This is a genomic window from Nocardia sp. NPDC059236 (genome assembly GCF_042754085.1).
Classification (GTDB): domain Bacteria; phylum Actinomycetota; class Actinomycetes; order Mycobacteriales; family Mycobacteriaceae; genus Nocardia.
This window is the reverse complement of record NZ_JBHZAF010000006.1, coordinates 368011-392923: the sequence shown is the minus strand read 5'-3', so window position 1 is coordinate 392923 and position 24913 is coordinate 368011. Positions and strand designations below refer to the sequence as shown.

Genomic DNA, 24913 nt, shown 5'->3' with positions numbered 1-24913 from the left:
CTCGGATGACGGAAGGTTCAATTGTGCGGCGGGAGCTGGCCGTCGGCCTTCACAGTAGTGCCGGTGAGAGTAAAGGTGACCACGCTGGGTCCGCCCTGGGGGCAGCACATGGGGTCGTTGCCGTTGAGCCAGTGGTAGGTGAGCGACAGCGAGGTGCGGGTCTTGCCGGTCACCATCGTGTACATGTACGGGTTGGGGGTGGCCGTCCCCAGATACGTGCCGTTGGTGAAGAACAGAACGTGGGTGTACGGGTGGTTGGTGTCGGAATTCACCGTCATCCAGGACAGCACCCCGGCACAACCCGCGGAGATCTGATCATCGGCGGCCTGACCCGTCTTCCACCCGCCGACCGGCGGCGGCGACAGCCGCGCGATGGCCTCCCGGGCCAGGTCGGAATTGATGTCGAGGCAGAGCCCGTGGCCGCTGCCCGCCGGGGCGTCGGACTGCTGGGCGGCGACGGGAGCCGAGGTGGGGGCCGTGGAACTGGGGCCCGTCGAAGTGGTGGTCCCACAGCCGGTGGCCACCGCCGCGAGGGCAGCGCCCATCGCGAGAATCGCCACTGACCTGGTCTTGATGGCATCCCGCCGTGCACCTGTCACCTCTAGATCATCGGGGTGCCGGGAACTCGCGTTAGCGGCAGGGTCCCGATACGGGGGTCGCCGGCATGCCGTCGGCGGGTACCGCGTTCTGCCACAAGCGATTCGCCGGACTGTCCCCAGCCCCTACCTCTGATACGCCGCCACGAGCGGCGTGTCGACGCCCGCCGCGCCGAATCGGAAGGCGCGGCCGGCGCTCCGAGCGCCTCGGTGCGGCCGGGCAGTGGCTCGTCGAAGAACCGCCGATCCTCGGCGATGAACTCCTCCTGCCCGTCCGGCATATCGTCCTCGTAGTAGATGGCCTCGACCGGGCAGGCCGGTTCGCAGGCGCCGCAGTCGGTGCATTCGTCGGGGTTGATGTAGGCCATGCGGTCGCCGATGCAGACCGATCCGATCCGGGTCAGCGGCGGCTGCCGGCCGAGCCTGGGGCGCGGCGCAATCTAGGTGGTCCGGGGTGGTGGGGCGGTTGAGGATCGGATCTCGAGGTGGACCGGGACGACGATGTTGGGCTGGTCGATCGGGCGGGAGTGGAGGGCGTCGATCAGGAGGGTGGCGGCGCGGCAGCCGATGGCGTGGCGGTCCACGGCCAGGGTGGTCAGGGCCGGAGACAGGGAGGGGGAGGTGGGGAGGTCGTCGTGGCCGATGACCGAAACGTCCTCGGGTACACGGAGTCCGCAGTCGGCGGCGGACAGGTAGACGGTGTGGGCGATGTAGTCGCTGTTGGTGATGAACGCGGTGGGCCGCTCGTCCGGGTGCGCCCGCAGGGCCGCGGTGACGGCGGCGCGGGCCGCGGCGGCGGAGAGTTCGGTGGTCACCGGGAGGGCGGTGAAGCCGAGTTCGGCGCCGAGCCGCCGGAAGCGTTCCAGCCGTTCGGGATCCGGGGACTTCTCCGGTGGCGCCACCACCATGGCCAGCCGCCGGTGTCCCAGGCCGAGCAGATGCCGCACCGCGAGATCGACCGAGGTCTCCTGGTCCGAGCGCACGCTCATGGTGAGCCCGGGATGCTCGCGGTCGGCGGTGTCGAGCAGCACCACCGGCCGTCGGGTGACCGAATGCCATTCCCGCGCATGCGGACTCGTGCCGATGGGTGCGATGGCCAGCCCGTCCACTGCCCGATGCTGGAAAGCGTCGAGCAGCTGACGCTCCCGGCCGGCGTCGTAGCGCGAGGAGCCGACCATGACGTCGTAGCCCGCGGCGGAACAGGTTTCGTCGAAGCCGTCGATCACATCCAGGAAGTGCGGGTTGCGCAGGTTGCGGATGAGCAGTCCCAGTACCCGGGTGCGCCGGGTGCGCAGGGCGACCGCGGAGGCATTGGGCCGGTAGCCGAGTTCGGTGGCGCGTTGGAGAATGCGCTCTCGCAGCTGGTCGCTGACGCCGGGCCGCCCGGCGAGTGCCAGGCTGACCGCCGAAATGGAGACTCCGAGCGATATCGCCACATCGCGCTGCGTGATCGGTTCGCTCCCGGCTACCACGGAGAGAAACACTAGCGAACGGAGGCTGAACTCGGATGACCGCACTCTGAACTCTCGACAACGTCCGGGGCGAGTGCTCGCTTCGACGCCTCTACCTTTGCTAAAACGATTGAGCAATTCGATCTCCCCAGGAAGGACCATCGTGTCCAGCGATGCCTTTTCAGTCCTCGACTCCACCGAGCTGACCACCTTCCACCGCAAGGTGACCGTGCTCTCGGCCGCCGGCATGTTCCTCGACGGCTTCGACATCACGGTGATCGCGGTCGCACTGCCGACCGTCACCAAGCAGTGGCACCTGTCCACCTTCATGGCCGGTGCGCTGTCCGCGGCCGCGGTGGTCGGAATGTTCGTGGGCGCGTTGGTCTTCGGCCGCCTCACCGACCGGCTGGGCCGCAAGAAGATGTACCTGGTGAACCTCATCGGGTTCGTCTTCTTCGCCCTGGTCGCCGCGCTGGCCCAGGACGCCTGGCAGCTGCTGGTCTGCCGCTTCCTGCTGGGCCTGGCCCTGGGCGCGGACTACACCATCTCCACCTCGCTGCTCGCGGAATACGCACCCGCCCAACGCCGCGGCAGCCTCATGTGCCGCCTCGGCGCCACCTGGTTCGTGGGCGCGGCGACCACCTACGCCTTCGCGCTGGCCCTGCTCCCGCTCGGCGACGCCATGTGGCGCGTCATGCTGGTCCTGGGTGCGGTATTCGCGCTGATCGTGCTGTGGATGCGGCGCAGCATCCCGGAATCCCCGCGCTGGCTGGCCGCCCAGGGCCGCGGCGAGGAGGCGAACGCCGTGCTCACCGGACTGGGCGACGCAACCGCACGGCTGTCCGGACCCGCTGCGCCGCAGCATGATTCGCCGTGGCGCACGCTGCTGACCATGCCGCTGCTGCGCTACACGTTCTTCTGCTGCGGGTTCTGGTTCATGTACACGCTGTCGTACTACGGCATCACGCTGTATACGCCGACCATCCTCAAGCAGGTCACGACCAGTACGACCGGCACCTATACGGGTTCGCTGATCATCGCCCTGGTCGGCGTCGCGGGCGCGTTCACCGGTGTCGCCCTGGTGGACCGGGTGGGCCGCCGTCCGCTGCTGATCGTCGGCTTCATCGGCATGTTCCTCGCCCTGACGGTGCTGGCGCTGTGGCAGAACCCGGGACTGACCGGCCTGGTGGTGCTGCTCGGCGCGGCGGTGCTGTTCGCCAATTCCGGGCCGGGCATCGTGAACCTGGTCTATCCGAGCGAGGTCTTCCCGACCGCCGTGCGCGCCACCGCCAATGGCCTGGGCACCGCGGTGTCGCGGATCGGCGCGATCATCGGCACCCTGTGGCTGCCCACGCTGATCAAGTCGTGGGGCCTGCACCACGTGCTCTGGCTGTTCGTGGGCGCGAGTGTCATCGGCCTGGCCATCGCGGCCACGCTGGCCCCGGAGACCAAGGGCCGCACGCTGGAAGAGCTCTCGGCGGAGATCTCCGGCCGCGCGCAATCCGGTTCGGCCGCACCGGAATCCGTGGGCTGATCCGGTGACCTTTCCCGATCACACGATCCGGCCGGGCGCGGCACTCGACGCGGATGGCCGGTATCGGGGCCTGGAACGCGGTCCGGCCGAACCGCGGTCGGCCCGTACCGAACTCGCCCCCGGCGCCACCCTCGACCCGGGTGCGACCGTGGCGCGATTCGTCCAGCTGACCGACTTCCAGATCGCCGATCCCGTCTCCCCAGGCCGTCTCACCTTTCTGCACGGATTGGCGGGCCGGCCCGGGTGGGAGTTCATGTTCCCGGCCTACCGCCCGCAGGAACCGGTGGCACTGCAGGCCTTCGAGGCCACCATTCGCACACTGCGCGAACTCGGAACGGACACCATCGATTTCGTCGTCACCACCGGCGACAATATCGACAGCGCGCAATCCAACGAGCTGTCGGCCCTGTTCGCGCTGCTGGACGGCGACACCGTACTCGACCCGAACTTCGGTGCGACCGAGACCAGAACACTGCCCGCGTACGCCGTCTCGGCCGAGTTCTACAACCCGGAACCGGAATCCCGCGACGTCTACAAGCGCGAGCACGGATTCCCCGACGTCCCGGGCCTGCTGGCGGCCGCCGCCGGCCCCTTCCGCACCCGCGGCCTGGGCGTGCCCTGGCTGGCCTGCTTCGGCAACCACGACTGCCTGGTCCAGGGCCGCGCGCCCGTCACCGCGGAGTACCAGGCGCTGGTCACCGGCGACAGTGCGCCCACGGCGCTGGGCATCGACCCGCCCGCCGATCCGATCCGGCGGTACCTGCCCGATCCGACCGTGCTCTCGCAGGGTCCGGCCGTCCCCATCGCCGCCCGGACCGACCGCCGGGTCATCAGCCCGGCCGAATACGTGCGCGCCCATCTGGACAGCCCCACCGAGCCGCGCGGCCACGGCTTCACCGAGCAGAACCTCATCGAGGGCACCACCTACTACAGCTACGACGCGGTCCCCGGCGTGCGGATGATCGTGCTGGACTCCACCCACCCCGCCGGGCACGTCACCGGCAGTATCGGTGCACGCCAATGGGGTTGGCTGGTCGATCAGCTGATCGCGGCGCACTCGTCGTATCGCGGCGAGGACGGCGCGATCGTCCGGACCGGGAACCGGGACCGCGCCGTGATCATCGCCTCCCACCACGGTCTGGGCATGCTGACCAACACGACACCCGACCCGGACGGCGAAACCCGCTACCTCGCCGCCGATCTGGAGGCGCTGCTGCACCGCTTCGGCAATGTGGTGCTGTGGATCGCCGGGCACGAGCACCGCAACGAGGTGACCCCGCGCCACCGTCCCGATCCGCAGGAGGACCCCGCGGGCGGATTCTGGCACGTACTCACCTCCGGCCTGTGCGAATGGCCCTGCCAGACCCGCCTGCTGGAACTGGTCCTCCCCCAGCAGGATTCGAATCACCTGATCATCCGCTCCACCATGATCGATCACTCCGCCCCCGAACGCCCCGGCCCGGCCCTGGAGCTGCTCGACCTCGCGTCCCTGCATCGCGAGCTGTCGTTCAACGAGCCCACCCGGGTCGGCGGACCGCACTCCGCGGGCACCCCGGCCGATCGCACCGTGGACCTGATCGTCCCCGTACCCCCCGCGCTGCTCGCCTCCCTGCGCGGTGCAATCGCGAGTAGCGAAAGGCCCTCGACGGGCGATCATGACGGGAATGCCGTGGTCCTGGGCCTGAGCTGAGCCACGGCCGGCGGGCCGGAGCGACTTTTCCGGCCCGCCGGCCCCGGCCTGCGGCTGTGCGACAATGCGGCATGAGCATCAAGATCGACGGCCTCGATTCCGCGCTGCTCGCGGAGTTGGCGGCCGATCCGCGGGTGCCGATTCTGGAGTTGGCGCAGCGGCTGGGGATCGCGCGCAACACCGTGCAGGCGCGGATGAAGCGGCTCGAGGCGTCCGGCGCGGTGCGGGGGTATCCGCCGGATGTGGATCTGCAGGCCATCGGGTTCGCGGTGCACGCATTCCTGGGCATCGAGCTGAACCAGAACAAGATGAACGACATCGTCGAGGCATTGCGGGAGTTCCCGAACGTGCTCGAGGTGCACGCGACGACCGGGCGCGGGGATCTGCTGGTGCGGATCGCGGCCCGGTCCCAGCCGGATCTACTGTCCATCATCCAGCGCGTGCACGCGATCCCCGGTGTGAAGCACACCGAAACAATGCTGGCCCTCGCGACTCCGGTCGAGTACCGGTCGCTGCCGCTCGTCGAGCATCTGACGAGCCAGCCCCCCGAATGACGAACCGGGGGACTCGAGCGGACTTCCACGTGAACGCTCGAGCAAAATGCTACGTACGTCACAGTGTTCCAGATCACTTTTGAGCAGTCTGATCAACTTTTCGCGCATCTGTTGACACGGATCACACACCACGGCAGATTTCGCTGCACCGATCGCTTTGGTCCCTTGGTTTGCAGCTCACGATCTGGGCTGTGGAGAGTGTGGTGACTGTTCATGACCGACGTTGCCTGCGCGCCTGTTCGACAGGCCGAACCGGCTACGCCCTACGACCTCGCCGACCGCTACCGGTCCGGCGCAGGCCCGGTCCTTCTTACCGGTGTGCAGGCCATCGCCCGCCTGCTGGTGGAACAGCATGTCCGCGATATGCGCGCCGGCCACCGGGTCGCGACCTTCGTGTCCGGGTATCAGGGGAGCCCGCTGGGCGGGGTCGACAAGATGCTGCTGGGCATGCCGAATGTGCTGTCCGAACACGACATCGCCTTCGTGCCGGGCTTCAACGAGGAGCTCGCCGCCACCTCGGTGTGGGGTAGCCAGGCGGATCTGCCCGCCGGGACGGCGACCCACGACGGCGTCGTCGGTGTGTGGTACGGCAAGGGGCCCGGCGTCGACCGGGCCACCGACGCCATCCGGCACGCCAATATGTACGGGGTGAATCCGCGCGGGGGCGTGCTGCTGCTGGTGGGTGACGATCCGGCCTCGAAGTCCTCGACCGTGCCCGCGGTGAGCGAGCGGTCGCTGGCGGCCATGGGTGTGCCGGTGCTGTTCCCGCGCAATGCCCGCGAGATCATCACCATGGGCATGCAGGGGGTGGCACTGTCGCGGGCCTCGGGCTGCATCGTGGCCCTGAAGATCGTGGCGGATGTCGCCGACGGCGCGTGGACGGTGGATTCCTCGGTCGCTGAGCTCCCCATCGACGTACCCGAAGTGCAGTGGGAGGGAAAGACTTTCGCCTACCGGCAGCGGCCGATGGCGGCGCCCGCGGACAGCGTGCTGGCCGAGGCCGACCTGTACGGGCCACGCTGGGCCACCGTGCGCGCCTTCGGGACGGCCAATGACCTCGATGTCATCGAGGTGGATCCGGCGCACGCGCGGATCGGCATCGCGGCCACCGGCACCACCTTCGACGCGGTGCGTCAGGCGCTGGTCGATCTGGGTGTGGACGAGGAGGCCATGCACCGCGCGGGCATTCGCCTGCTGCGCATCGGCATGCCGTATCCGGTTGGGGCACAGCGGGTCACCGAGTTCGCCCGGGGTCTGGAGCAGGTGATCGTGGTCGAGGACAAGACCGCCTTCATCGAGACCCAGATCCGCGAAATCCTGTACGGCACCGTCGATGCCCCGCAGATCCTCGGCAAGCTGGACGGAAACGGCCTGCCGCTCATGCCGTTCGACGGCGAGCTCACCGCGGGACGGCTGCTGGCCCCGCTGCGGCGGGTGCTGCGCGAGCGGGTCGAGCTGAAGAAGGCTCCGCCGCCGGCGCTTTCGCTGGAGGTGCTGTCCGCCAAGCGCACCCCGTACTTCTGCAGCGGCTGCCCGCACAACCGCTCCACCGCCCTGCCCGAGGGCTCGATCGGCGGTGGCGGCATCGGCTGCCACACCCTGGTCACCCTGTCCGGGCGCAGCGACAGCGCGGTCACCGGCCTGACCCAGATGGGCGGTGAGGGCAGCCAGTGGATCGGGCAGGCGCCGTTCACCGATGTGCCGCACCTGTTCCAGAACATCGGCGACGGGACCTTCTTCCACTCCGGGCAGCTGGCCATCCAGGCGTGCGTGGCGGCGGGGGTGAACATCACCTACAAGCTGCTCTACAACGAGGTCGTCGCCATGACCGGCGCGCAGGATGTGGAGGGCGGGCTGACAGTCGCGAAGCTGACCCACAAGCTGACCGTCGAGGGTGTGAAGCAGATCGTCATCTGCGCCGACGATCCCAAGCGGCACAACAGGAAGGCGCTGGCCAAGGGCACGCTGCTGTGGCATCGCGACCGGCTCGACGAGGCGCAGAAGATGCTGCGCGAGATCGAGGGCGTCACCGTCCTGATCTACGACCAGCACTGCGCCGCCGACGCCCGCCGCCAGCGCAAGCGCGGCACGCTGCCGGTGCGCAATACCCGCGTGGTGATCAACGAGGCGGTGTGCGAGGGCTGCGGCGACTGCGGCACCAAGTCGAACTGCCTGTCGGTGCAGCCGGTGGAGACCGAGTTCGGGCGCAAGACGCGCATCGACCAGACCTCCTGCAATACCGACTACAGCTGCCTGGACGGCGACTGCCCGTCGTTCGTGACGGTGGAGTTGAACCCGGATGCCAAGGGGCGCAAGGGTTCCAAGTCGGCCGCTCCGAAGCGCCGGAAGGCGGCCGAGCCGCCCGTGGTGGCCGATCCGGGACTCGGCGCGCCGCTGGGCACGCAGAACGTGCTCATCGCGGGCATCGGCGGCACCGGCATCGTGACGGTGAACCAGGTGCTGGCCACCGCCGCGCTGCGAGCCGGGTACGCGGTCGAGAGCCTGGACCAGATCGGGCTCAGCCAGAAGGCCGGGCCGGTGCTGTCCCACCTGCGGTTCTCCACAACGGAATTGGAGCCGTCCAACCGGCTCACCCCGGGCAGCGCGGACTGCATCATGGCCATCGATCTGCTGACCGCCGCTGATCCCAAGAACCTGCAGTACGGCAATCCGGTTGCGACGGTCGTGGTCGCCTCGACCAGCCGGACCCCGACCGGTGACATGGTCTACGACAAGTCGGTCACCTACCCGGAGACCGGTCCGCTGCTGGATCGGCTTGCGGCGGTGTCGGATTCGCAGTTCGGCTTCGATGCCCTGGCGGCCGCACAGCAGCTGTTCGGGAATACCGCCGCCGCCAACTTCCTGATGGTCGGCGCGGCCTTCCAGACCGGCGGCCTGCGGCTGCCCGCCGCGGCGATCGAAGAGGCGATCACCATCAACGGGGTCGCGGTATCGGCCAATATCGCGGCATTCCGTTGGGGTCGCGTGGCCATCGCGGATCCGGCCGCCTTCGCGGCTGCCACGGATTCGGCGGCGGCACAGCGCACTCCGCGTATCGCCCCCGCCGAGCTGCTGGCGGGCACCAGCTTCGAGGGCGAGGTCCGGCGACTGGTGGAGCTGCGGGCCGCCGAGCTGATCGGCTACCAGAACGCCAAGGTCGCCCGCCGCTACATCGACACCGTCCAGGCCGCCTGGAACGCCGAGCGCGCGGTCACCGACCGCACCGAGTTCAGCGAGGCCGTGGCACGCGGGCTGTACAAGTTCACCGCCTACAAGGACGAGTACGAGGTGGCCCGGCTGCTGGTCGACCCGGCCTTCCTCGACGAGGTGCGGGCCCAGGTCCCCGGCGGCGAGAACCTCACCTACAAGCTGCATCCCCCGGTGCTCCGCGCCCTCGGCCGCAAGAAGAAGATCGGCCTCACCCCCAAATCCCATGTGGCCCTGAAGCTGCTCGCCAAGGGCAAGTCCCTGCGCGGCACCAAGCTCGACCCCTTCGGCTACGCCCATGTCCGAAAGGTGGAGCGGGAGTTGCTGTCCCACTACACCGGCATGGTCCGCCGCCTCGCGGCCGATCTCACCACCGACGGCTACGCCACCGCCACCGAGGCGGCGGCCCTGCCCGACCTGGTCCGCGGCTACGAGGACGTGAAGCTCGGCAATGTCGAGCTCTACCGCGCCCGCCTCCGCGAGCTCGGCCTCGACGGCTGACCCGGGCCGCTCACCCTTCCCAATTCCATACCCGACGCAGTACGGCGGCATCGTTCCCGCCGCCGTACCGCGGAGACCTGTGCCCGGAATCCGGGCACGACACCCGGCCGCCCACCACGCGGCCACCACCCAGCCGCCACAAGCGGCGTCCACGAAAGGAATCGATTGTGACCGCAATGCACACCGACGCAGGGGTTTTCGGCCGCTCGCGCGAGTTGAGCGCCCGGCGCCACGAGCAGGTGGTGTTCTGCGAGGACGACAAGAGCGGACTCAAGGCGATCATCGCGATTCACTCGACCACGCTGGGCCCGGCGCTCGGCGGCACCCGGATGTACCCCTACGCCTCGGAGGCGGCAGCGCTGGACGATGTGCTGCGACTGTCGTGGGGCATGACCTACAAGGCGGCGGCCGCCGGTCTGAACCTGGGCGGCGGCAAGGCCGTCATCATCGGCGATCCGGCCCTCGACAAGAGCGAGGAGCTGTTCGCGGCCTACGCGCGGTTCGTCGAATCGCTCGGCGGGCGCTACATCACCGCGGGCGATGTGGGCACCAACACCGATGACCTGGACGCCATCGGCCGCTACACCAGCCATGTCACCGGTCGCAGCACCGCGGCGGGCGGTTCCGGCGACAGCGCCCGGCTCACCGCGCTGGGCGTGTTCAACGCCATGCGCGCCGGCGCCGAATCCGTGTGGGGCGCACCCACGCTGGCGGGCCGCACGGTCGGCGTCGAGGGTGTCGGCAAGGTCGGCCGCGAACTCATCCAGCTGCTGCTCGCCGACGGCGCGGAGGTCTGCGCGACCGACGTGAACGAGGCGGCACTGGAACGCATTTCGAAGGACAATCCGTCGGTTCGACTGTTGAGCAACGTATCCACCGCTCCGGTCGACGTCTACGCCCCCTGCGCCCTCGGCGGCACGCTCACCGCGTCCAGCGCCGAGGCCATCGAGGCGAAACTCGTCTGCGGCGCCGCCAACAACCAGTTGGCCACGCCCGCAGTGGAATACGCCCTGAACGAGCGAGGCATCACCTGGGTCCCGGATTTCGTGGCCAATGGCGGTGGGCTCGTTCAGGTGGCCGGTGAGCTGCGTCAGGCAGCGCCGGCCGAGGTCGAAGATGCGGTGAGGGGCATCTTCGACCGCTGCCGCGACATCATCGCGGAATCCAAAGCCGAGGGAATCGGCACCGGAGCGGCGGCCAACAGGTTCGCGGAGCGGCGTCTCGACGCCATCCCGCGGGCCCTCTGATCGCCGCACCGTAGTTTCAGAGAGGAGACGACAAGTGGCGTTCGCGAGCGGAGTGTTCCGCACCAAATCGGTCGAGCAGTCGATCCGGGATACCGATGAGCCGGATTCCAAGCTACGCAAGGATCTGACGGCGAGGGATCTCACCATCTTCGGTGTCGCGGTGGTCATCGGGGCGGGCATTTTCACGCTCACCGCCCGGACCGCGGGCACGGTCGCGGGACCCTCGGTCTCGCTGGCCTTCGTGTTCGCGGCCATCGCCTGCGGGCTGACGGCGTTGTGCTACGCCGAATTCGCCTCGACCGTGCCGGTGGCGGGCAGTGCGTACACGTTCGCGTACGCCACTTTCGGCGAGATCATCGCCTGGATCATCGGGTGGGACCTCATTCTCGAGTTCGCCCTTGCCGTTTCGGTGGTCGCCAAGGGGTGGTCGCAGTATCTCGGCGAGGTGCTCGGCGGCCTGGTGAATCCGGTCGCGCACGTCGGATCCATCTCGTTCGACTGGGGCGCGGTGGTCATCATCGCCATCGTCGGCGTACTGCTGGCCACCGGCACCAAACTGTCCTCGCGGGTCTCGGCCGTCGCGGTGGCCATCAAGCTGGCCGTGATCGCACTCGTGCTGGTGGTCGGCGCCACCTACTTCAAGGCGTCCAACCTCAGCCCCTACATCCCGCCGTCGCAGCCCTCCGCGCAGGCCGGCGGCGTGCACCAGTCGCTGTTCTCCTTCCTGACCGGTTCCGGCGGAACGAGTTTCGGCTGGTACGGCCTGCTCGCCGCGGCCTCGCTGGTGTTCTTCGCCTTCGTCGGCTTCGACGTGGTCGCCACCACCGCCGAGGAGACCCGCAACCCGCAGCGTGATGTCCCGCGCGGCATCTTCGGCTCGCTGGCCATCGTGACGGTGCTCTACGTCGCCGTCTCGCTGATCCTCACCGGCATGGTCCCCTACACCGAGCTCGCGAGCGGAAACGCCACCCTGGCAACCGCTTTCGCCCTGCACGGTGCGACCTGGGTGAAGAACATCATCTCCATCGGCGCGCTCGCGGGCCTCTCCACGGTCGTCATGGTCATGTTCCTCGGCCAGACCCGCGTCCTGTTCGCCATGGCCCGCGACGGCCTGCTCCCCCGCAGCCTCGCCCACACCGGCAAGCACGGCACCCCCGTCCGCCTGACCGTCATCGTCGGCGTCGCCTGCGCCCTCCTGGCCGGTTTCGTCGACTTCGGCACCCTCGAGGAAATGGTCAATATCGGCACCCTCGTGGCCTTCGTCCTCGTCTCCCTCGGCGTCCCCATCCTGCGCCGCACCCGCCCCGACCTGAAGCGCGGCTTCCGAGTCCCGCTCGTCCCGGTCATCCCCATCCTCGCCGCCCTGGCCTGTCTCTGGCTGATGCTGAACCTCTCCATCGAAACCTGGCTCCGCTTCGTCATCTGGATGGTCCTCGGCATCGTCATCTACTTCACCTACAGCCGCCGCCACTCGATTCTCGGCAAGCAGCAGGCCCCCGCCGCCGAATCCATCCCAGCCCCCGAACCCGACCCCGTGTCCTGACCCAGCCCCGACAAGATCAGGGAGCTGTCACCGTGGGAATTCGCCCGAATTCCCACCCCGACAGCTCCCTGATCTTGTTCCCCGGCCGCCTGACGAGGGACGATAGCCCGATGGAACTGACAGCGGTGCCCATCGAGAATCCCGATGAGCTCAATGTCATCATCGGGCAATCCCACTTCATCAAGACCGTCGAGGACATGCACGAAGCCCTCGTCGGCACCGGCCCGCAACTCCGCTTCGGGCTGGCCTTCTGCGAAGCCTCCGGCCCGCGCCTGATCCGCTGGTCCGGAAACGACAACGACCTCGTCGACCTCGCCACCAAGAACGCAACAGCCCTGGCCGCCGGCCACTCCTTCATCGTCTTCCTCCGCGACGGCTACCCCGTGAACGTCCTCAACGCGATCCGCCACATCCCCGAGCTCTGCACCATCTTCTGCGCCACCGCCAACCCCGTCGAGGTCCTCATCGCCGAAACCTCCCTCGGCCGCGGCATCATCGGCGTCGTCGACGGTGCACCGCCCCTCGGAATCGAAACCGAGACCGACCGCACCGACCGCCACCACCTCCTCCGCGCCATCGGCTACAAACTCTGACCCCACCACCTCGGGGAAGTCGACCGCCGCTCTCGCATTCCAGCAGCGCTCGCGCTGCGTTCATTGCGAAGTGGAATCGGGCGTTTGTCGTACAGCGTCTAGTGGGTTGGACGTGGGCTGATACGTTGGCTGGGTGACGCAGATGCATGACGTGACAGCGGTGGAGCGGGCGGACTTGGAGGAGGCGGGGACCAAGGCTTATTACGTCGCGCAGGGGGTGGGGGATGAGGGGTTCGAGCGGTTTGGGGCTACCGGGTCGACGGTGAGTGTGTGGGCGGCTTCCATGCAGCACGGGGCGCCGCCTTCGGCGCTGCTGGCTCGGGCGGTGGAGCGGTGTGTGCCTCGGGAGGGGGCGCGGGTTGCCCGGTTGACGATGGAGATTTTGGGGCCGGTGCCGGTGGGGGAGGTCGAGGTGCGGGCGTGGGTGGAGCGGCCGGGGAGGCGGGTCGAGTTGGTGGGGGCGGAGTTGGTGGCGACGCAGGCGGATGGGAGCCGCCGGGCGGTGGCGAAGGCTTCGGCATGGCGGATTGCCACGTCGGACAGTTCGTCGGTGGTGCATACGGCCGACGCGCCGCTGCCGACGGTGCCGGAGGCGTCCGAGATCGGGTGGGGCGTGCCGGACGGGTGGGATGTCGGGTATGTGAAGTCGGTGGACATCCGGGCGGTGGAGAGTGACGACATCACCCGGCGGGTGTGGGTGCGGCCCCTCGTCGAGGTGGTCGAAGGGGAGGAGATCTCACCGCTGGTGCGGGTGTTCTCGGTGGCGGATGTGGCCAATGGGATTGGGGCGCAGCTGGATCCGTATCAGTGGACGTTCCTGAACACCGACCTGACGATCGACCTGTTCCGGCTGCCGGAGGGCGAGTGGATCGGGCTCGCGGTGCAGACGTCGATCGGGCCCGACGGGGTCGGGATGTGCTCGACCGTGCTGCACGACGAGCGCGGGCCGATCGGGCGCTGCCTGCAGATTCTCGAGGTGCGCGCCCGGGCCTGACCCGGCGATAAGGAAACCGATATCGTCGGTCGGGTGGATCCGCTGCGTCAGTTGCGCTACTTCATCGCCGTGGCCGAGGAGTTGCACTTCGGCCGGGCGGCCGAGCGGCTGCGGATCGCCCAGCCGGCGCTCAGCCAGCGAATCCGCAAGCTGGAGAGCGATATCGGGGCCCGGCTGCTGGAACGCGACAGCCGGCGGGTGGAGCTCACCGAGGCGGGGCAGATCCTCCTGGTGGAGGCGCGGGACCTGATCGCGCGCTGGGAGCGGGCGAAATCGCTGGTCGGCAAGGCGCATCGGGGTGAGATCGACGCACTGCGGGTGGGCGTGCCGCCCGAACTGGCGGGCCGCGTGCTGGCCGCCATCCTCACCGCGTTCGAGAGCCGCCAGGTGCGGGTGGACCTCCAGGAGCTGACCACCGCCGAACAGGTGCGGCTGCTGGCGGATCGGCAACTGGACGCGGGGCTGCTGCAGTACCCGGTGGATGTGGTCGGCCTGGATTCGGGCCCGGCGGTGGAGACCCCGCTGGGCGTGGTGCTGCCGCGCGATTCCCCGCTCGCCGCGCGGGCCGCCCTCACCCTGGCCGATCTGGCCGGGCACGGACTGGTGATCTTCCCGCGCGCCGCCGCGCCCGGCCTCTACGACGCCACCCTGCGCACCTGCTGGGAGCACGGTTTCCGCCCCACCTCGGTGCAGCACGCCCGCAATCCCGAATTCGTGCTCGGCATGGTGCTTTCCGGCCGCGGCGTCGCCTTCGACCAGGGCCTGGTGGCGCAGAAGGAGCCGCGCGTGGTGTGGCGGCCACTGCCCGAGGGCACGCTGACCTGGCGGCTCGCCCTGACCTGGCCCGCCGCCGCCCCGCACCCGCTGGTCCGGGAACTCGCCGACCTCATCGTCACGGTGGTGCAGGGTGACGGCGCGTCCCGTCCGGCCCCGATTCAAGACACGCCGCAGCGCCGGCCCTGGGACGTGGTCGCGGGCCGGCCGTGATCGATGCGCTCGACGGCCAGTCGCGCCGCCGCGCCGATGGCCCGATCCACCGCGGGCTGCCGCCCGGCCAGGCTGTGTGACGCGGTGAAAACCGCGACCGCGTACCGGCTTCCATCCGGATACCCGACCACCCCGATCTCATTGCGGATCCCGGGCAGCGTCCCGGTCTTGGACCAGATGTCCGTGCCCGGCGGAAACGCCGACGGCAGCCGATGCCCGAACACCTGCTGCCGCATCAGATCCCGCACGAACCGGCACGCCTCGGGCGAGCCCGCGCGATCCTCGCCGATGAGCCACAGCAGCCGGGTCATATCCCGCGCGGTCCCGGCCGTGGTGCGCAGCGGATCCACCGCCCGCGAGCCGAACACCTCCGCCGCGCTGGATTCCGGGTAGCGCCGGGCGAATTCGTACAGGTCACGCGCCCCGATGTCCTCGGCCATGCTGTAGAGGATGTCGCGCAGCGAGCCCATGATCCGGGTGCCGGTGAGCCCGAGCTCGCGCGCCAGCGACCGCACATTCTCCACGCCGACCCGATCGAACAGCAGGTCAGCGGCGGTATTGTCGCTCACGGTGAGCGCGAAGTAGGCGGCGTCACGCAAGCTGAATTCGACATCGTCGTGGCAGCCCGCGGTGCCGACGCCGCCCAGCCGGTCCGCCGCCGTGGCCCGCACCCGATCGGCCGGATCGAGCTGCCCCGCCGCCACCTGCCGCGCGAACTCCAGCACCAGCGGCACTTTCACCACCGAGGACAACACCACCGGTTCGTCGGCGGCCCAGCCGAATTCGCCGTCACAATCGAAACAGCGGGCATGCACCCGGCCCTCGACACCGGCCGTCCGGAAGATCTCGTCCACTCCCCCAGCATTCCCGGTGCCCCGATCGGCCCGTCAACCGCCCGTGACGCCACCCCAAGACACCCCGCACGCTGCGACGATATCGATTGCTATATCGGTTCTCATCCGTGTTGGTCTTGGACAGCCACCGGTGATCCATGTTGGGGTGGCTGTCATGGCAGAGTTCAGCAGGAAGGCCCTCACCGGTGTCTGCGCCGCGGCCATGCTGGTCACGGCGACGGCATGCTCCGGATCGGATGCCACGTCCGGACTGCCCAAGACGGTCGACGGCTTCGCGGACGCCCTCAACCGCGACGACGTACCGGCGGCCGCCAACGCCACCAGCGACCCGGCCAAGGCCTCCGCCGCACTCGGCCCGCTCTACGACAGCCTGGGCAAGCAGGTGCATTTCGCGGCGAGCAAGGTCGAGAAGACCGACGACGGCGGCACCTTCACGCTGGCCGCCACCTGGAAGCTGGGCAAGGACGGCAAGAACGAGTGGACGTACACCACCTCGGGCCGGGCCACGCAGTCCGGCGGCGACTGGAAGATCCAGTGGGATCCCGCGACCGTCGCGCCCGGCCTCAATTTCGGCCCGCTGTCCTACAGCCTCGTCTACCCCGACCCCGCCAAGGTCCTCGACAGCGCCGGCGGTGATCTGCTCACCCAGCAGGTGGTGACGCTGGTCAACGTCGCGCCCGGAGCCGACCCGGCGGCCGTCGCGGCAGCACTGCAACCGGTCGCACCGGATGTCACGGCCGCGAGCCTGCAATCGGATCTGGCCGCGGCCCAGGGCAAACCGATCACGGCGGTCACTCTGCGCGAATCCGATTACGCCACCGTCCAAGCCGCCCTCACGAACCTCGCGAATGTGACCACCGCCCAGCAGACCCGGCTGCTGGCCGTCGACAAGGCCCTGTCCTCCCCGACCTTCTCGGGCCTCTCCGACCTGTGGCAGCAGCAGGCCGACGCCGCCGCCGGCTGGGCCGTGCGCGCCCAGGGCAGTGACGGCACGCAGCGGGTGGGCGGTCCGGATCCCAAGCCGGTCACCGATATTCACACCACCCTCGATATCGGTTTGCAGCGGGCCGCCGAGGCCGCGCTGGCCCCGATCACCACCCCGGCGGCCATTGTCGCGGTGCAACCGTCGACCGGAAACGTGCTGGCCATGGCACAGAACGCGGCCGGTGACGCGCAGGGACCGATCGGGCTGACCGGGCTGTACCCGCCGGGCTCGACCTTCAAGACGGTCACCGTCTCGGCCGCGCTGCAGGCCGGCCAGGTCACTCCCGACTCCATGGTCGCCTGCCCCGGCAAGGAGAACATCGAGGGCCGGGAGATCCCCAATGACAACAACTTCGACCTCGGCCAGGTGCCGCTGCACACCGCCTTCGCCAAGTCCTGCAACACCACCATGGGCCGGCTGGCGGTCCAGCTCGCACCGGACGGGCTGACCAATGCCGCCGCCCAGCTCGGGCTCGGCATCGACTATGTGACGCCCGGACTGACCACCGTCACCGGCAAGGTGCCCACCGCCGACACGCCCGCGCTGCGGGTGGAGGAGGGCATCGGGCAGGGCAAGGTGACCGCCTCGCCGTTCGGCATGGCGCTGCTGGCCGGCGCGCTGGCGCAGGGCCCGGTCCAACCGCCGACGGTGGTCCAGGGCCAGCCCGGCAAGCCCGACAGGCAGCCGCCCGCGCTGCCGCCGGGGATTGCCGATCAGGTGAAATCCATGATGCGGGAAACGATTACGGGCGGCACGGCCACGGAACTGCGTGATATTCCCGGTCTGCTCGGCAAGACCGGCACCGCCGAGTACATCGACGACAAGCACGCGCACGGCTGGTTCGTCGGCATCGATGGGGATCTCGCGTTCGCCGTCTTCATCAGTGACGCGGGCAGCTCCGAGCCCGCCGTGCAGGCCGCGGGCCGCATGCTGCGCGCCCCGCACTGACTCCCCACGACACCGATTCCGTTTCTCCTCGACACCAATTCCATACGGCGCGAGCCGCATACACCTTCAGCACTCGAAAAAGATTGAGAGGCTTGTTTTGTCGACCCTGAAATATCGTGCCCTGATTTCGCTCCTCTTGCTGACACCACTCGCGGCAGGCTGCACGTCGGCGACGAAAAGCGAAGCTGCCCAAAGCAATTCCACCTCGGTCACCAGCACCGACACGGCGATCGAGACGCTCGAGCGCGACCACGGCGCCCGCGCGGGTGTATTCGTCACCGACACCGGCACCGGGAAATCCTTCGGCCATCGCCAGGACGAGCGCTTCGGCTTCGACTCGACGTTCAAGGGCCTGGCCTGCGGCGCGCTGCTGCACACGCACCCACTCGCCAGCGGATTCCTGGACCAGGTCATCCATTTCACCGCCGACGACGTGATCGGCGGCAGCGCCATCAGCAAGACCCGGGTCGACTCGGGCATGACGGTGCGCGAGCTCTGCCACGCGGCCATCACGATCAGCGACAATACGGCGGGCAACCAGGTGCTGAAGCTGATCGGCGGCCCGGAGGGTCTCAATACCTTCCTGCGGTCGATCGGCGATCAGGTCACCCACATGGATCGCTGGGAACCGGACCTGAACTCCAATATCCCAGGCGACCAACGCGATACCAGCACCCCCGCCGCCCTGGCCGCCGACTACCGCGCCCTGGTGCTGGGCGACGCGCTCGCCGCACCCGAGCGCGCCCAGCTGACCGACTGGCTGCTGGCCACCAGCACCGGTAAGGACCGCATCCGGGCCGGAGTCCCCGCCGACTGGAAGACCGCCGACAAGACCGGCACCAGTGACGGCCACGGAGCGGCCAACGACGTCGCCATCACCTGGCCCGCAGGCAGTTCCGCACCGCTGGTCATCGCCGTCCTGACCGACAAACCGGAGCAGACCGCCACGCCGGACAGTTCGCTGGTCGCAGCCGTCACCAAGGCGGCCGTCGGGGCCGTCCGCTAGCCCGCGGGCCCGGCAGCCGACGCGGGTCAGGGCTGCCGGGTCGAGCTGCCGCTGGCGAGGAAGGACGAATCGCCCTGCGGGTCGGTGCTGTTCATGATGGAGATCAGGTGCGTGCCATCGCTGGCCATCGACCAGAACGACACGGTGACGGTGCCACCGGGGGTTTGGCAGGTCTGGCCGGCGGGTGCGAGTTCGGCGGTGTTGCCGTGGGCGTCCAGGGTCCACGAGCAGCCGTCGTCGGTGTGGGCGGTCAGCGGTCCGGCACTCGAATCGATCTGCACCACACCTGTTTTCGGCTGGTATCCCGGTGAGGTGAGGTTGTTCAGGTAGGCGAGATTCGTGGGGTCGTACGCCCAGGAGCCGGTGAACAACCGTGCCGCGTCACCCGGATCGGCGGCGTCGGCTCTGGTCCGCTTGCCATTGGCGAGTTCGAAATCGAAAGTGCCGTACGGGAGATAGCTGTTGGCGCGGATCACCTCCTGCTCGTGCCCGTCGTGCACGGTGACGTGCCAGTAGTAGATGTTGTAGCCCGAGCCGATCACCGAGTTGAAGCAGTACTGGTCGGTGCTGGTCAGATCCAGGGCGTCGCCGTTCACCCGGAAGTGCCACGTGCAGCCCTGATCGGTGTGGCCGGTGATGTCCCCATCCGCACTCCTCGCGAAATCCACCGTCCCGACCTGCGGAAACGTCAGCAGCCCGAGGCCGAACTGCCCGACCGAGGCGATATCGGTGGCATCCGCGCGGTTGGGCTGATCGTAGTTCCAGACACCCAGGTACCGGTCCGCATCGGCAGCCCGATCGGCGTGCGCGGCCGGCGCGCTCCAGGTCAGCATCATCCCGAACAGCGCCGCTACCGCGAGTTTTCCGTGCCGCGCACGAATCCTGTTGTGAGTCATGAATTCAAGACGGGACGCCCGCCCGGAAAGTTACCTCACACATCCACGGTCGCCTCGATGCTCACGATCCGATCGCCCGCAATGGTCAGCACCAGCACGCCGAACAGCTCCCGATCCCGGTAGGCCAGCAAGGCGGGCCGCCCGAACGCCGAATGCGTGACCAGCGTGACCCCGGGCCCCCAGAACGCGATCATATTGGCGGCCACCATCTCCGGCCCCCGGCTCGGCCGCGCCACGATCGGCGAGTCCGGCCGGAACGACGCGATGCCCCAGACCTCCGGATCCAGCACCGCCAGCAATTCGTCCAGATCCCCACCGGCACAGGCGGCGATGAACCGCTCGGTCACCGCCCGGTGCTCGGCCGGGGCCACCGGGCCGCCGGGCCGCCGCGCCTCCGACATCTTGATGCGAGCCCGGCGCGCCAGCTGCCGGCAGGTGCCGACCGGCCGCCCGACGGTGTCCGCGACCAGCTCGAACGGCACCGCGAACACATCGTGCAGGATCAGCACCACCCGCTCGGCGGGCGCGAGGCGCTGCAGCATGCGATACAGCGCCAGCTGCACCTCCTCGTCGAGGGTGATGCGGTCGACCGGGTCGAGGGGCACGGCGTGCGCGACCGGTGTCTCGGCCTCCAGCTGCCCCGGATCCCCGGCCTGCTCGCGACGCGCTCGCGCACTGCGCAATTCGTCGAGACACAGGCGGCTGGTGACGACGGTCAGCCAGGCGCGCTCGTCGCTCACCTCGCCGGGTCGCATGCGGGCCAGCCGGGTGAACGCCTCCTGCGCGGCGTCCTCGGCCGCGCCGATATCGCCCAGCAGCCGGAAGGCCAGGTCCACCACGTACGCGCGATGCCGCCGCCAGGCTCCGGTGAACGGGTCGTCCGGCCGGTCTTCGGTGCTCATACCCATATGACGGGACATGCCCGCCGAAAGTTACCGGCCGCCGGAAACACTGAGCGGCGTGACGCGGGATGGGCCACCGCCGCTCGATCGGCGCGCTGCTCGGTTGATGACGCGATTCGGTTGGGGCGCGGTTCAATTGGTGATGCGCCCGCCCGCCACATCGGCGGGCAATCCCATGCGCCGCAGCGGATGCGACGCCGCCACCTGCTGCCGCACCACCTCGGGCATGTGGGTGGCGACGTTCTCGGTCTTCAGGTCGAGCAGCAGGTGAATCGGCAGAGCGCCGGGCGGTTCAGCGCCGGGACAGCACGGCTGCCACGGCAATCAGCCAGAGCAGACCACCGAAGCGGACCACCGGCAGCAGGAAGGCGAACCCGGAGACGATCAGCGCCAGCGTGGACAGCGCGGCCGCGGCGGCGACGGCCAATCCACACCAGATCAGCCAGGTCGGCAGCTTCCGTTCCAGCAGCGCCGGAATCGCGATGCCGACGGCCAGCAGCCCGAAGCCGGCCGCGTAGGCCGGGCCGCCGGACAGGAAGCCCAGATCGGCGATCGCGCGGGCCAGTTCCGGTGCGGCAGCAGCGTTCAGCCGCCCGCCGGCCCAGGAGAACAGCGCGCTGAAGGTGAGCCCGCCGGCGGCGAGCGCACCGCCGATGGTGGCGATGGACGGACCGCGCAGCACCTGTTGGATGAGCCCGGCGGCAATGGCCAGCGGCGCGGCGGACAACACCAGCAGCAGCGCTCCGGCATCGATGAGCCCGGCATGCGCGGTGGTGTAGGCCAGCACATCCGCACCGCTCGCGTCCGGGTGCGGGGTGCGGGCGTTGGTGGCGACGTAGGCGATGGTGAGCGCAGCGAACGCGGCGACGGGAGCGAGAACTGCGGGGTTGGTGCGAGCGATGGTGGTGCTCATCAGCGGTGATCCTCAATCTCGGGCGAACCGTGCTGACCTAATAATGATTACAGACTGTAATGATTGTCAATCGTCTATTATTTTCCCACTGCTACCATTTCGGCATGGATGCGAAAGATGAGGTCGCGCCGCAGCGCGCCGTGACGGCCGTCGGGTTCCTGCTGGCCCAGATCGGCGCCTATGCGGCCAATCGATTCGCCGAGCGCACGGCCACCCTGGACCTGACGCCGGCGCAGGCCGGACTGCTCCGGATGCTCATCGTGCAGCCGGGCCGCAACCAGCGTGAGCTCGCCGACGAACTGGGCATGCCGCCCAGCCGGTTCGTCCAATTCGCCGACAAGCTCGAGGAACGCGGAATCATCGAGCGCAAACGCAATCCCGACGATCGGCGGCAGCATGCGCTGTTCCTGACCGCGAAGGGACGAACCACCCTCGTCGAACTGGGCGCGGTCGCCCGCGAGGCCGAGGAGCACATGTGCCGGTCGCTGACGCCGGAGGAACAAGCACAGCTGTCCGGGCTGCTGGTTCGCCTGGCCGCCGACCATGGACTGACCCCGGGCGTGCATCCGGGCTACAAGACGGAGTGACGCCCCGCCGTGCCGTGGGATCGCTCAGATACGGTGCGGCACAGCGGTTGTCACGGGGTCAGCGCGTCGATGGTGGCGATCCGGCCCGCCATGACCTCGTGCAGCAGGCGCCGGAAGGTCGGGCATTCCGCGTGACTCGGGGCCGGGCAGGCGGCGGCGTGCCGCAGGCCGTCGCGCACCGCGGTCAATTGCGTGATGGTGCGGTCCAATTCGTCCGCCTTGCCGAGGAGCGCGGCACGGTCCACACGCAGGTCGCCCTGGGGACCGAAGGCGACGACAATGTCGTCGAGGGAGAAACCGGCGGTGCGGCCGAGCGCGATCAGGGCCAGCTGTTCCAGCACGGATTCGTCGAATTGGCGGCGGAGCCCACGCCGGCCGGTCGAGGCGATCAGGCCCCGCTCTTCGTAGTAGCGCAGTGTCGAGGCCGGGACGCCCGATCGGCGAACGACCTCGGCGATATCCAGATTGCTCACGGGATCACCTCGGAGCTTGACCTCGAGCCGACTTGAATTGGGACAGTGTAGCTCTCCGGCCCGTCCACCGACGAAGGACAGCAACCATGACGGCACCGCTCGACAATGACCAATCCGCCCGCTGGAACGGCGCTTCCGGCAATGCCTGGGTCGACGCCCAGGACCTCATCGCCCAGGTGATGCGACCGCTCCAGGACATCCTGGTGACACTGACGCGCGACACCGGGGCCCGGGACGTCCTCGACGTCGGCTGCGGCACCGGCGGTACCACCCTCGCCCTCGCGCGGGAGACCGGCGCACACTGCACCGGCGTCGACATCGCCGAACCGATGATCGCCGCCGCTCGCGCCAACGCCGAGCGGGCAGGCCTGCCCGTCGACTTCATTCGCGCCGACGCCCAGACCCAGCCCTTCGAAACCGCCGCCTACGACCTCATCACCTCCCGGTTCGGGGTGATGTTCTTCGCCGACCCGGTCGCCGCCTTCACCAACCTGCGCCGAGCCACCCGGCCCGGCGGCCGGCTCGGCTGTATCGTCTGGCGCGATCCGGAGGCGAATCCGTTCTTCACCGCGGCCGAACGCGCCGCGGCGCCGCTGCTGTCGAATCTCGAACCCCGAATCCCCGGCTCACCAGGCCAATTCGCCCTCGCCGACCACGATCACGTGGCCGGGATGCTGGCGGCGAGCGGCTGGGCCGATATCGATATCCGCCCGCTCGATGTCGACTGCGTCATGCCCGAACCTGCGCTCGTCGGTTACCTCTCGCGGCTGGGACCGGTCGGCCTGGCGCTGCTCGAGGTGGACGAAGCCACCCGGCAGCGGGTCATCGAGACCGTCCGGGCGGCCTTCGAACCCTTCGTGCACGGCGACGAGGCCCGCTTCACCGCCGCCTGCTGGCTGCTCGACGCCCGGGCTCACTGACCGGTCGCGACAGCTCCCTGCCGCGGCCGGACCTCCGGAAACTGGCGGATCTCATCGGACTTCGCTGAGCAGCCACTGGTCGCGGGGCGTGCGGCGGCGCTCGCGGCGGCTGCCGACCCGGGCGCGCATGGTGTACCGCGCGGGCTTGCTCTCCGCGGTCAGCTGGTGCCAGCCACTGCCGCCATTGATGTCGAACACGCCGATGTATCCGCCGGGCAGCAGCTGGAACGGCGCGGTGATGTGATTGCCGTAGTCGAACTGGGTGCTGCCCGCCTTGCGGAAGTTCTCGAACCAGGCGGGAAACACGAAGTCCGACACCTGGATTCCATTGATCGCGTACCCGTACTGGTCCGCCTCACAGGCGTCGGCGACCTCGTAGGCGTAGATGCGTCCAGCGGTGGCGCTGGAGAACACGTAGGCGGCCAGGTTGATATCGGGGTCACCGAGCATCTCCAGCAGCTCGTGGCTGGCCGTCACCGTCCACTGCAGGCCGGCATCGATGTCGCTGCGCGCGAACACCTTTCCCATCGGCAGACCCTCATTCGTGAGGTCGTGGTAGCCGAGCGCACCGGCCTGATCGGAGTCGTCGGAGACCACCAGCCACCAGGCGCCGGCCGGGGGCTGCGCGCCGGTCGCCACGAAACTCAGGTCGGCGTCACTCCCCCACACCGGTGCCCAGTCCCGGTGCACCTGCGTCTGCAATGCCGGGACCACGGCAGAAACCTGCGCGTCGGTCAGTACGGTACTGCGGTTCAACACGGCAATATGTATGGCAGACATAGCGATTCTCGAATTCCTCATCGGCGACTGTATTCGATCTTGCTGACTGTCATCATCGCGTGAAATCCACAGGGAGGCAGGCGGAAAGTGCGCATCATCGATCTTTCGGTACCGATTCGGTCCGGTATGCAGGTGTATCCCGGCGATCCGGAGGTCACCATCCGGCCCGCGCTCACCGTGGCCGCCGACGGGGTGAACGTGCTGCACCTCGATCTCGGGTCGCAGACGGGCACGCACGTGGACGCGCCGCGGCATATCGACGACTCGCTGCCGGCGCTGGACGAGCTGCCGCTGGACCGGTTCACCGGTCCGGGCGTGGTCATCGACGCGCGGGCGGCCGGGGCGGGCGGGGTGATCGGGCGGGAGTACTTCGCGGACCGGGTGGCGGCGGGGCAGATCGTGCTCATCGCCACCGGGTGGTCGCAGCACTGGGGCACCCACGCGTACCTGAACCATCCGCATCTCACCGTGGAGGCGGCCGAGTATCTGATCGCGGCGGGCGTGCGGACGGTCGGGATCGACGCGCTCAGTGTCGACCCGACGCCCACCGAGGAGATCCCCGTGCACCGGATTCTGTGTGGGGCGAACGCGGTCATCGCCGAGAATCTGACCGGATTGAGCGAGGTGCTCGCGGCGCAGCAGGCCGGGGAGCGGGTCGAGGTGTCGATGTTCCCGCTCAACCTGCCCGGTGCGGACGGCGCTCCGGCGCGGGCCGTGGCGCGTCTCGGCGGCTGAGACAGCGCGTCTCGGAG

23 protein-coding genes and 1 pseudogene are annotated in these 24913 nt (G+C 69.1%); 14 read left to right on the top strand and 10 right to left on the bottom strand.

The window, feature by feature from the left end; translation table 11 throughout:
* Positions 1–17: 17 nt before the first annotated feature.
* From ACFXIV_RS18855 to ACFXIV_RS18845, 3 genes and pseudogenes are all read right to left on the bottom strand, one after another.
* Entirely contained in the window at positions 18–599 is a 582-nt protein-coding gene (locus ACFXIV_RS18855) for an LppP/LprE family lipoprotein (RefSeq protein WP_379400899.1), read from the bottom strand.
* Positions 600–722: 123 nt separating this feature from the next.
* Positions 723–973 (bottom strand): annotated as a pseudogene (locus tag ACFXIV_RS18850) (ferredoxin family protein); the annotation flags it as partial.
* Between the two features lie 63 nt (positions 974–1036).
* Positions 1037–2068, bottom strand: coding sequence for a LacI family DNA-binding transcriptional regulator (locus ACFXIV_RS18845; RefSeq protein ID WP_379400898.1), 1032 nt, complete (start codon positions 2066–2068; stop codon positions 1037–1039).
* Between ACFXIV_RS18845 and ACFXIV_RS18840 the strand changes: the two genes are divergently transcribed.
* The 9 genes from ACFXIV_RS18840 to ACFXIV_RS18800 all read left to right on the top strand — a co-directional run bounded on the left by ACFXIV_RS18840 (position 2007) and on the right by ACFXIV_RS18800 (position 14897).
* Positions 2007–3581 carry an MFS transporter gene (locus tag ACFXIV_RS18840; RefSeq protein ID WP_379400897.1) on the top strand — a complete coding sequence of 525 codons (1575 nt, stop codon included), beginning with the start codon at positions 2007–2009 and terminating at the stop codon, positions 3579–3581. The two genes, ACFXIV_RS18845 and ACFXIV_RS18840, sit on opposite strands and share 62 nt — an antisense overlap.
* Positions 3582–3585: 4 nt before the next feature.
* Positions 3586–5271: a hypothetical protein gene (locus ACFXIV_RS18835; protein WP_379400896.1), complete on the top strand. Its 1686-nt coding sequence runs from the start codon at positions 3586–3588 to the stop codon at positions 5269–5271.
* A gap of 71 nt (positions 5272–5342) precedes the next feature.
* On the top strand, positions 5343–5825 hold the full coding sequence (locus ACFXIV_RS18830) for an Lrp/AsnC family transcriptional regulator (protein WP_379400895.1): 483 nt from the start codon (positions 5343–5345) through the stop codon (positions 5823–5825).
* Between the two features lie 213 nt (positions 5826–6038).
* Entirely contained in the window at positions 6039–9533 is a 3495-nt protein-coding gene (locus ACFXIV_RS18825) for an indolepyruvate ferredoxin oxidoreductase family protein (protein ID WP_379400894.1), read from the top strand.
* Positions 9534–9709: 176 nt separating this feature from the next.
* Positions 9710–10780, top strand: coding sequence for a Glu/Leu/Phe/Val dehydrogenase (locus tag ACFXIV_RS18820; RefSeq protein WP_379400978.1), 1071 nt, complete (start codon positions 9710–9712; stop codon positions 10778–10780).
* A 34-nt stretch (positions 10781–10814) separates the two neighbouring features.
* Entirely contained in the window at positions 10815–12323 is a 1509-nt protein-coding gene (locus ACFXIV_RS18815; protein ID WP_379400893.1) for an amino acid permease, read from the top strand.
* A 110-nt stretch (positions 12324–12433) separates the two neighbouring features.
* On the top strand, positions 12434–12916 hold the full coding sequence (locus ACFXIV_RS18810) for an adenosine-specific kinase (RefSeq protein ID WP_379400892.1): 483 nt from the start codon (positions 12434–12436) through the stop codon (positions 12914–12916).
* Positions 12917–13058: 142 nt separating this feature from the next.
* A complete protein-coding gene (locus ACFXIV_RS18805; RefSeq protein ID WP_379400977.1) occupies positions 13059–13910 on the top strand; it encodes a thioesterase family protein in 852 nt (283 codons plus the stop codon).
* Positions 13911–13943: 33 nt separating this feature from the next.
* On the top strand, positions 13944–14897 hold the full coding sequence (locus ACFXIV_RS18800; RefSeq protein WP_379400891.1) for a LysR family transcriptional regulator: 954 nt from the start codon (positions 13944–13946) through the stop codon (positions 14895–14897).
* Here ACFXIV_RS18800 and ACFXIV_RS18795 read toward each other — a convergent pair.
* On the bottom strand, positions 14846–15751 hold the full coding sequence (locus tag ACFXIV_RS18795) for a serine hydrolase (RefSeq protein WP_379400890.1): 906 nt from the start codon (positions 15749–15751) through the stop codon (positions 14846–14848). The two genes, ACFXIV_RS18800 and ACFXIV_RS18795, sit on opposite strands and share 52 nt — an antisense overlap.
* A gap of 154 nt (positions 15752–15905) precedes the next feature.
* On the opposite strand from ACFXIV_RS18795, the gene ACFXIV_RS18790 reads away from it, so the two are divergent.
* Positions 15906–17684 carry a penicillin-binding transpeptidase domain-containing protein gene (locus ACFXIV_RS18790; RefSeq protein WP_379400889.1) on the top strand — a complete coding sequence of 593 codons (1779 nt, stop codon included), beginning with the start codon at positions 15906–15908 and terminating at the stop codon, positions 17682–17684.
* Between the two features lie 136 nt (positions 17685–17820).
* Positions 17821–18690, top strand: a complete 870-nt coding sequence (gene bla / locus ACFXIV_RS18785) for a class A beta-lactamase (protein WP_379400888.1) — start codon at positions 17821–17823, stop codon at positions 18688–18690.
* A 26-nt stretch (positions 18691–18716) separates the two neighbouring features.
* Here bla and ACFXIV_RS18780 read toward each other — a convergent pair whose 3' ends face one another.
* The 4 genes from ACFXIV_RS18780 to ACFXIV_RS18765 form a co-directional block, all read right to left on the bottom strand.
* The gene (locus tag ACFXIV_RS18780; RefSeq protein WP_379400887.1) at positions 18717–19586 is read right to left on the bottom strand and encodes a hypothetical protein; all 870 of its coding nucleotides are present in this window, start codon (positions 19584–19586) and stop codon (positions 18717–18719) included.
* A gap of 35 nt (positions 19587–19621) precedes the next feature.
* Positions 19622–20488 (bottom strand): RNA polymerase sigma factor SigI, encoded by an 867-nt coding sequence (gene sigI / locus ACFXIV_RS18775; RefSeq protein WP_379400886.1) that lies wholly within the window; start codon positions 20486–20488, stop codon positions 19622–19624.
* Positions 20489–20620: 132 nt separating this feature from the next.
* Positions 20621–20812 carry a hypothetical protein gene (locus ACFXIV_RS18770; RefSeq protein WP_379400885.1) on the bottom strand — a complete coding sequence of 64 codons (192 nt, stop codon included), beginning with the start codon at positions 20810–20812 and terminating at the stop codon, positions 20621–20623.
* The gene (locus ACFXIV_RS18765; RefSeq protein WP_379400884.1) at positions 20781–21401 is read right to left on the bottom strand and encodes a DUF4386 domain-containing protein; all 621 of its coding nucleotides are present in this window, start codon (positions 21399–21401) and stop codon (positions 20781–20783) included. The genes ACFXIV_RS18770 and ACFXIV_RS18765 overlap by 32 nt, the downstream gene beginning before the upstream one ends.
* A gap of 104 nt (positions 21402–21505) precedes the next feature.
* Here ACFXIV_RS18765 and ACFXIV_RS18760 point away from each other — a divergent pair, with 104 nt between their 5' ends.
* A complete protein-coding gene (locus ACFXIV_RS18760) occupies positions 21506–21988 on the top strand; it encodes a MarR family transcriptional regulator (RefSeq protein ID WP_364621118.1) in 483 nt (160 codons plus the stop codon).
* Between the two features lie 50 nt (positions 21989–22038).
* Here ACFXIV_RS18760 and ACFXIV_RS18755 read toward each other — a convergent pair whose 3' ends face one another.
* Positions 22039–22461, bottom strand: a complete 423-nt coding sequence (locus ACFXIV_RS18755; RefSeq protein ID WP_379400883.1) for a helix-turn-helix domain-containing protein — start codon at positions 22459–22461, stop codon at positions 22039–22041.
* Positions 22462–22547: 86 nt separating this feature from the next.
* Here ACFXIV_RS18755 and ACFXIV_RS18750 point away from each other — a divergent pair, with 86 nt between their 5' ends.
* Complete coding sequence (locus tag ACFXIV_RS18750; protein WP_379400882.1) at positions 22548–23381, top strand: class I SAM-dependent methyltransferase; 834 nt, start codon at positions 22548–22550, stop codon at positions 23379–23381.
* A 51-nt stretch (positions 23382–23432) separates the two neighbouring features.
* Here the strand turns inward: ACFXIV_RS18750 and ACFXIV_RS18745 are convergent, their stop codons facing one another.
* Entirely contained in the window at positions 23433–24137 is a 705-nt protein-coding gene (locus ACFXIV_RS18745) for a hypothetical protein (RefSeq protein ID WP_379400881.1), read from the bottom strand.
* Between the two features lie 111 nt (positions 24138–24248).
* On the opposite strand from ACFXIV_RS18745, the gene ACFXIV_RS18740 reads away from it, so the two are divergent.
* On the top strand, positions 24249–24896 hold the full coding sequence (locus ACFXIV_RS18740; protein WP_379400880.1) for a cyclase family protein: 648 nt from the start codon (positions 24249–24251) through the stop codon (positions 24894–24896).
* Positions 24897–24913: the final 17 nt, after the last annotated feature.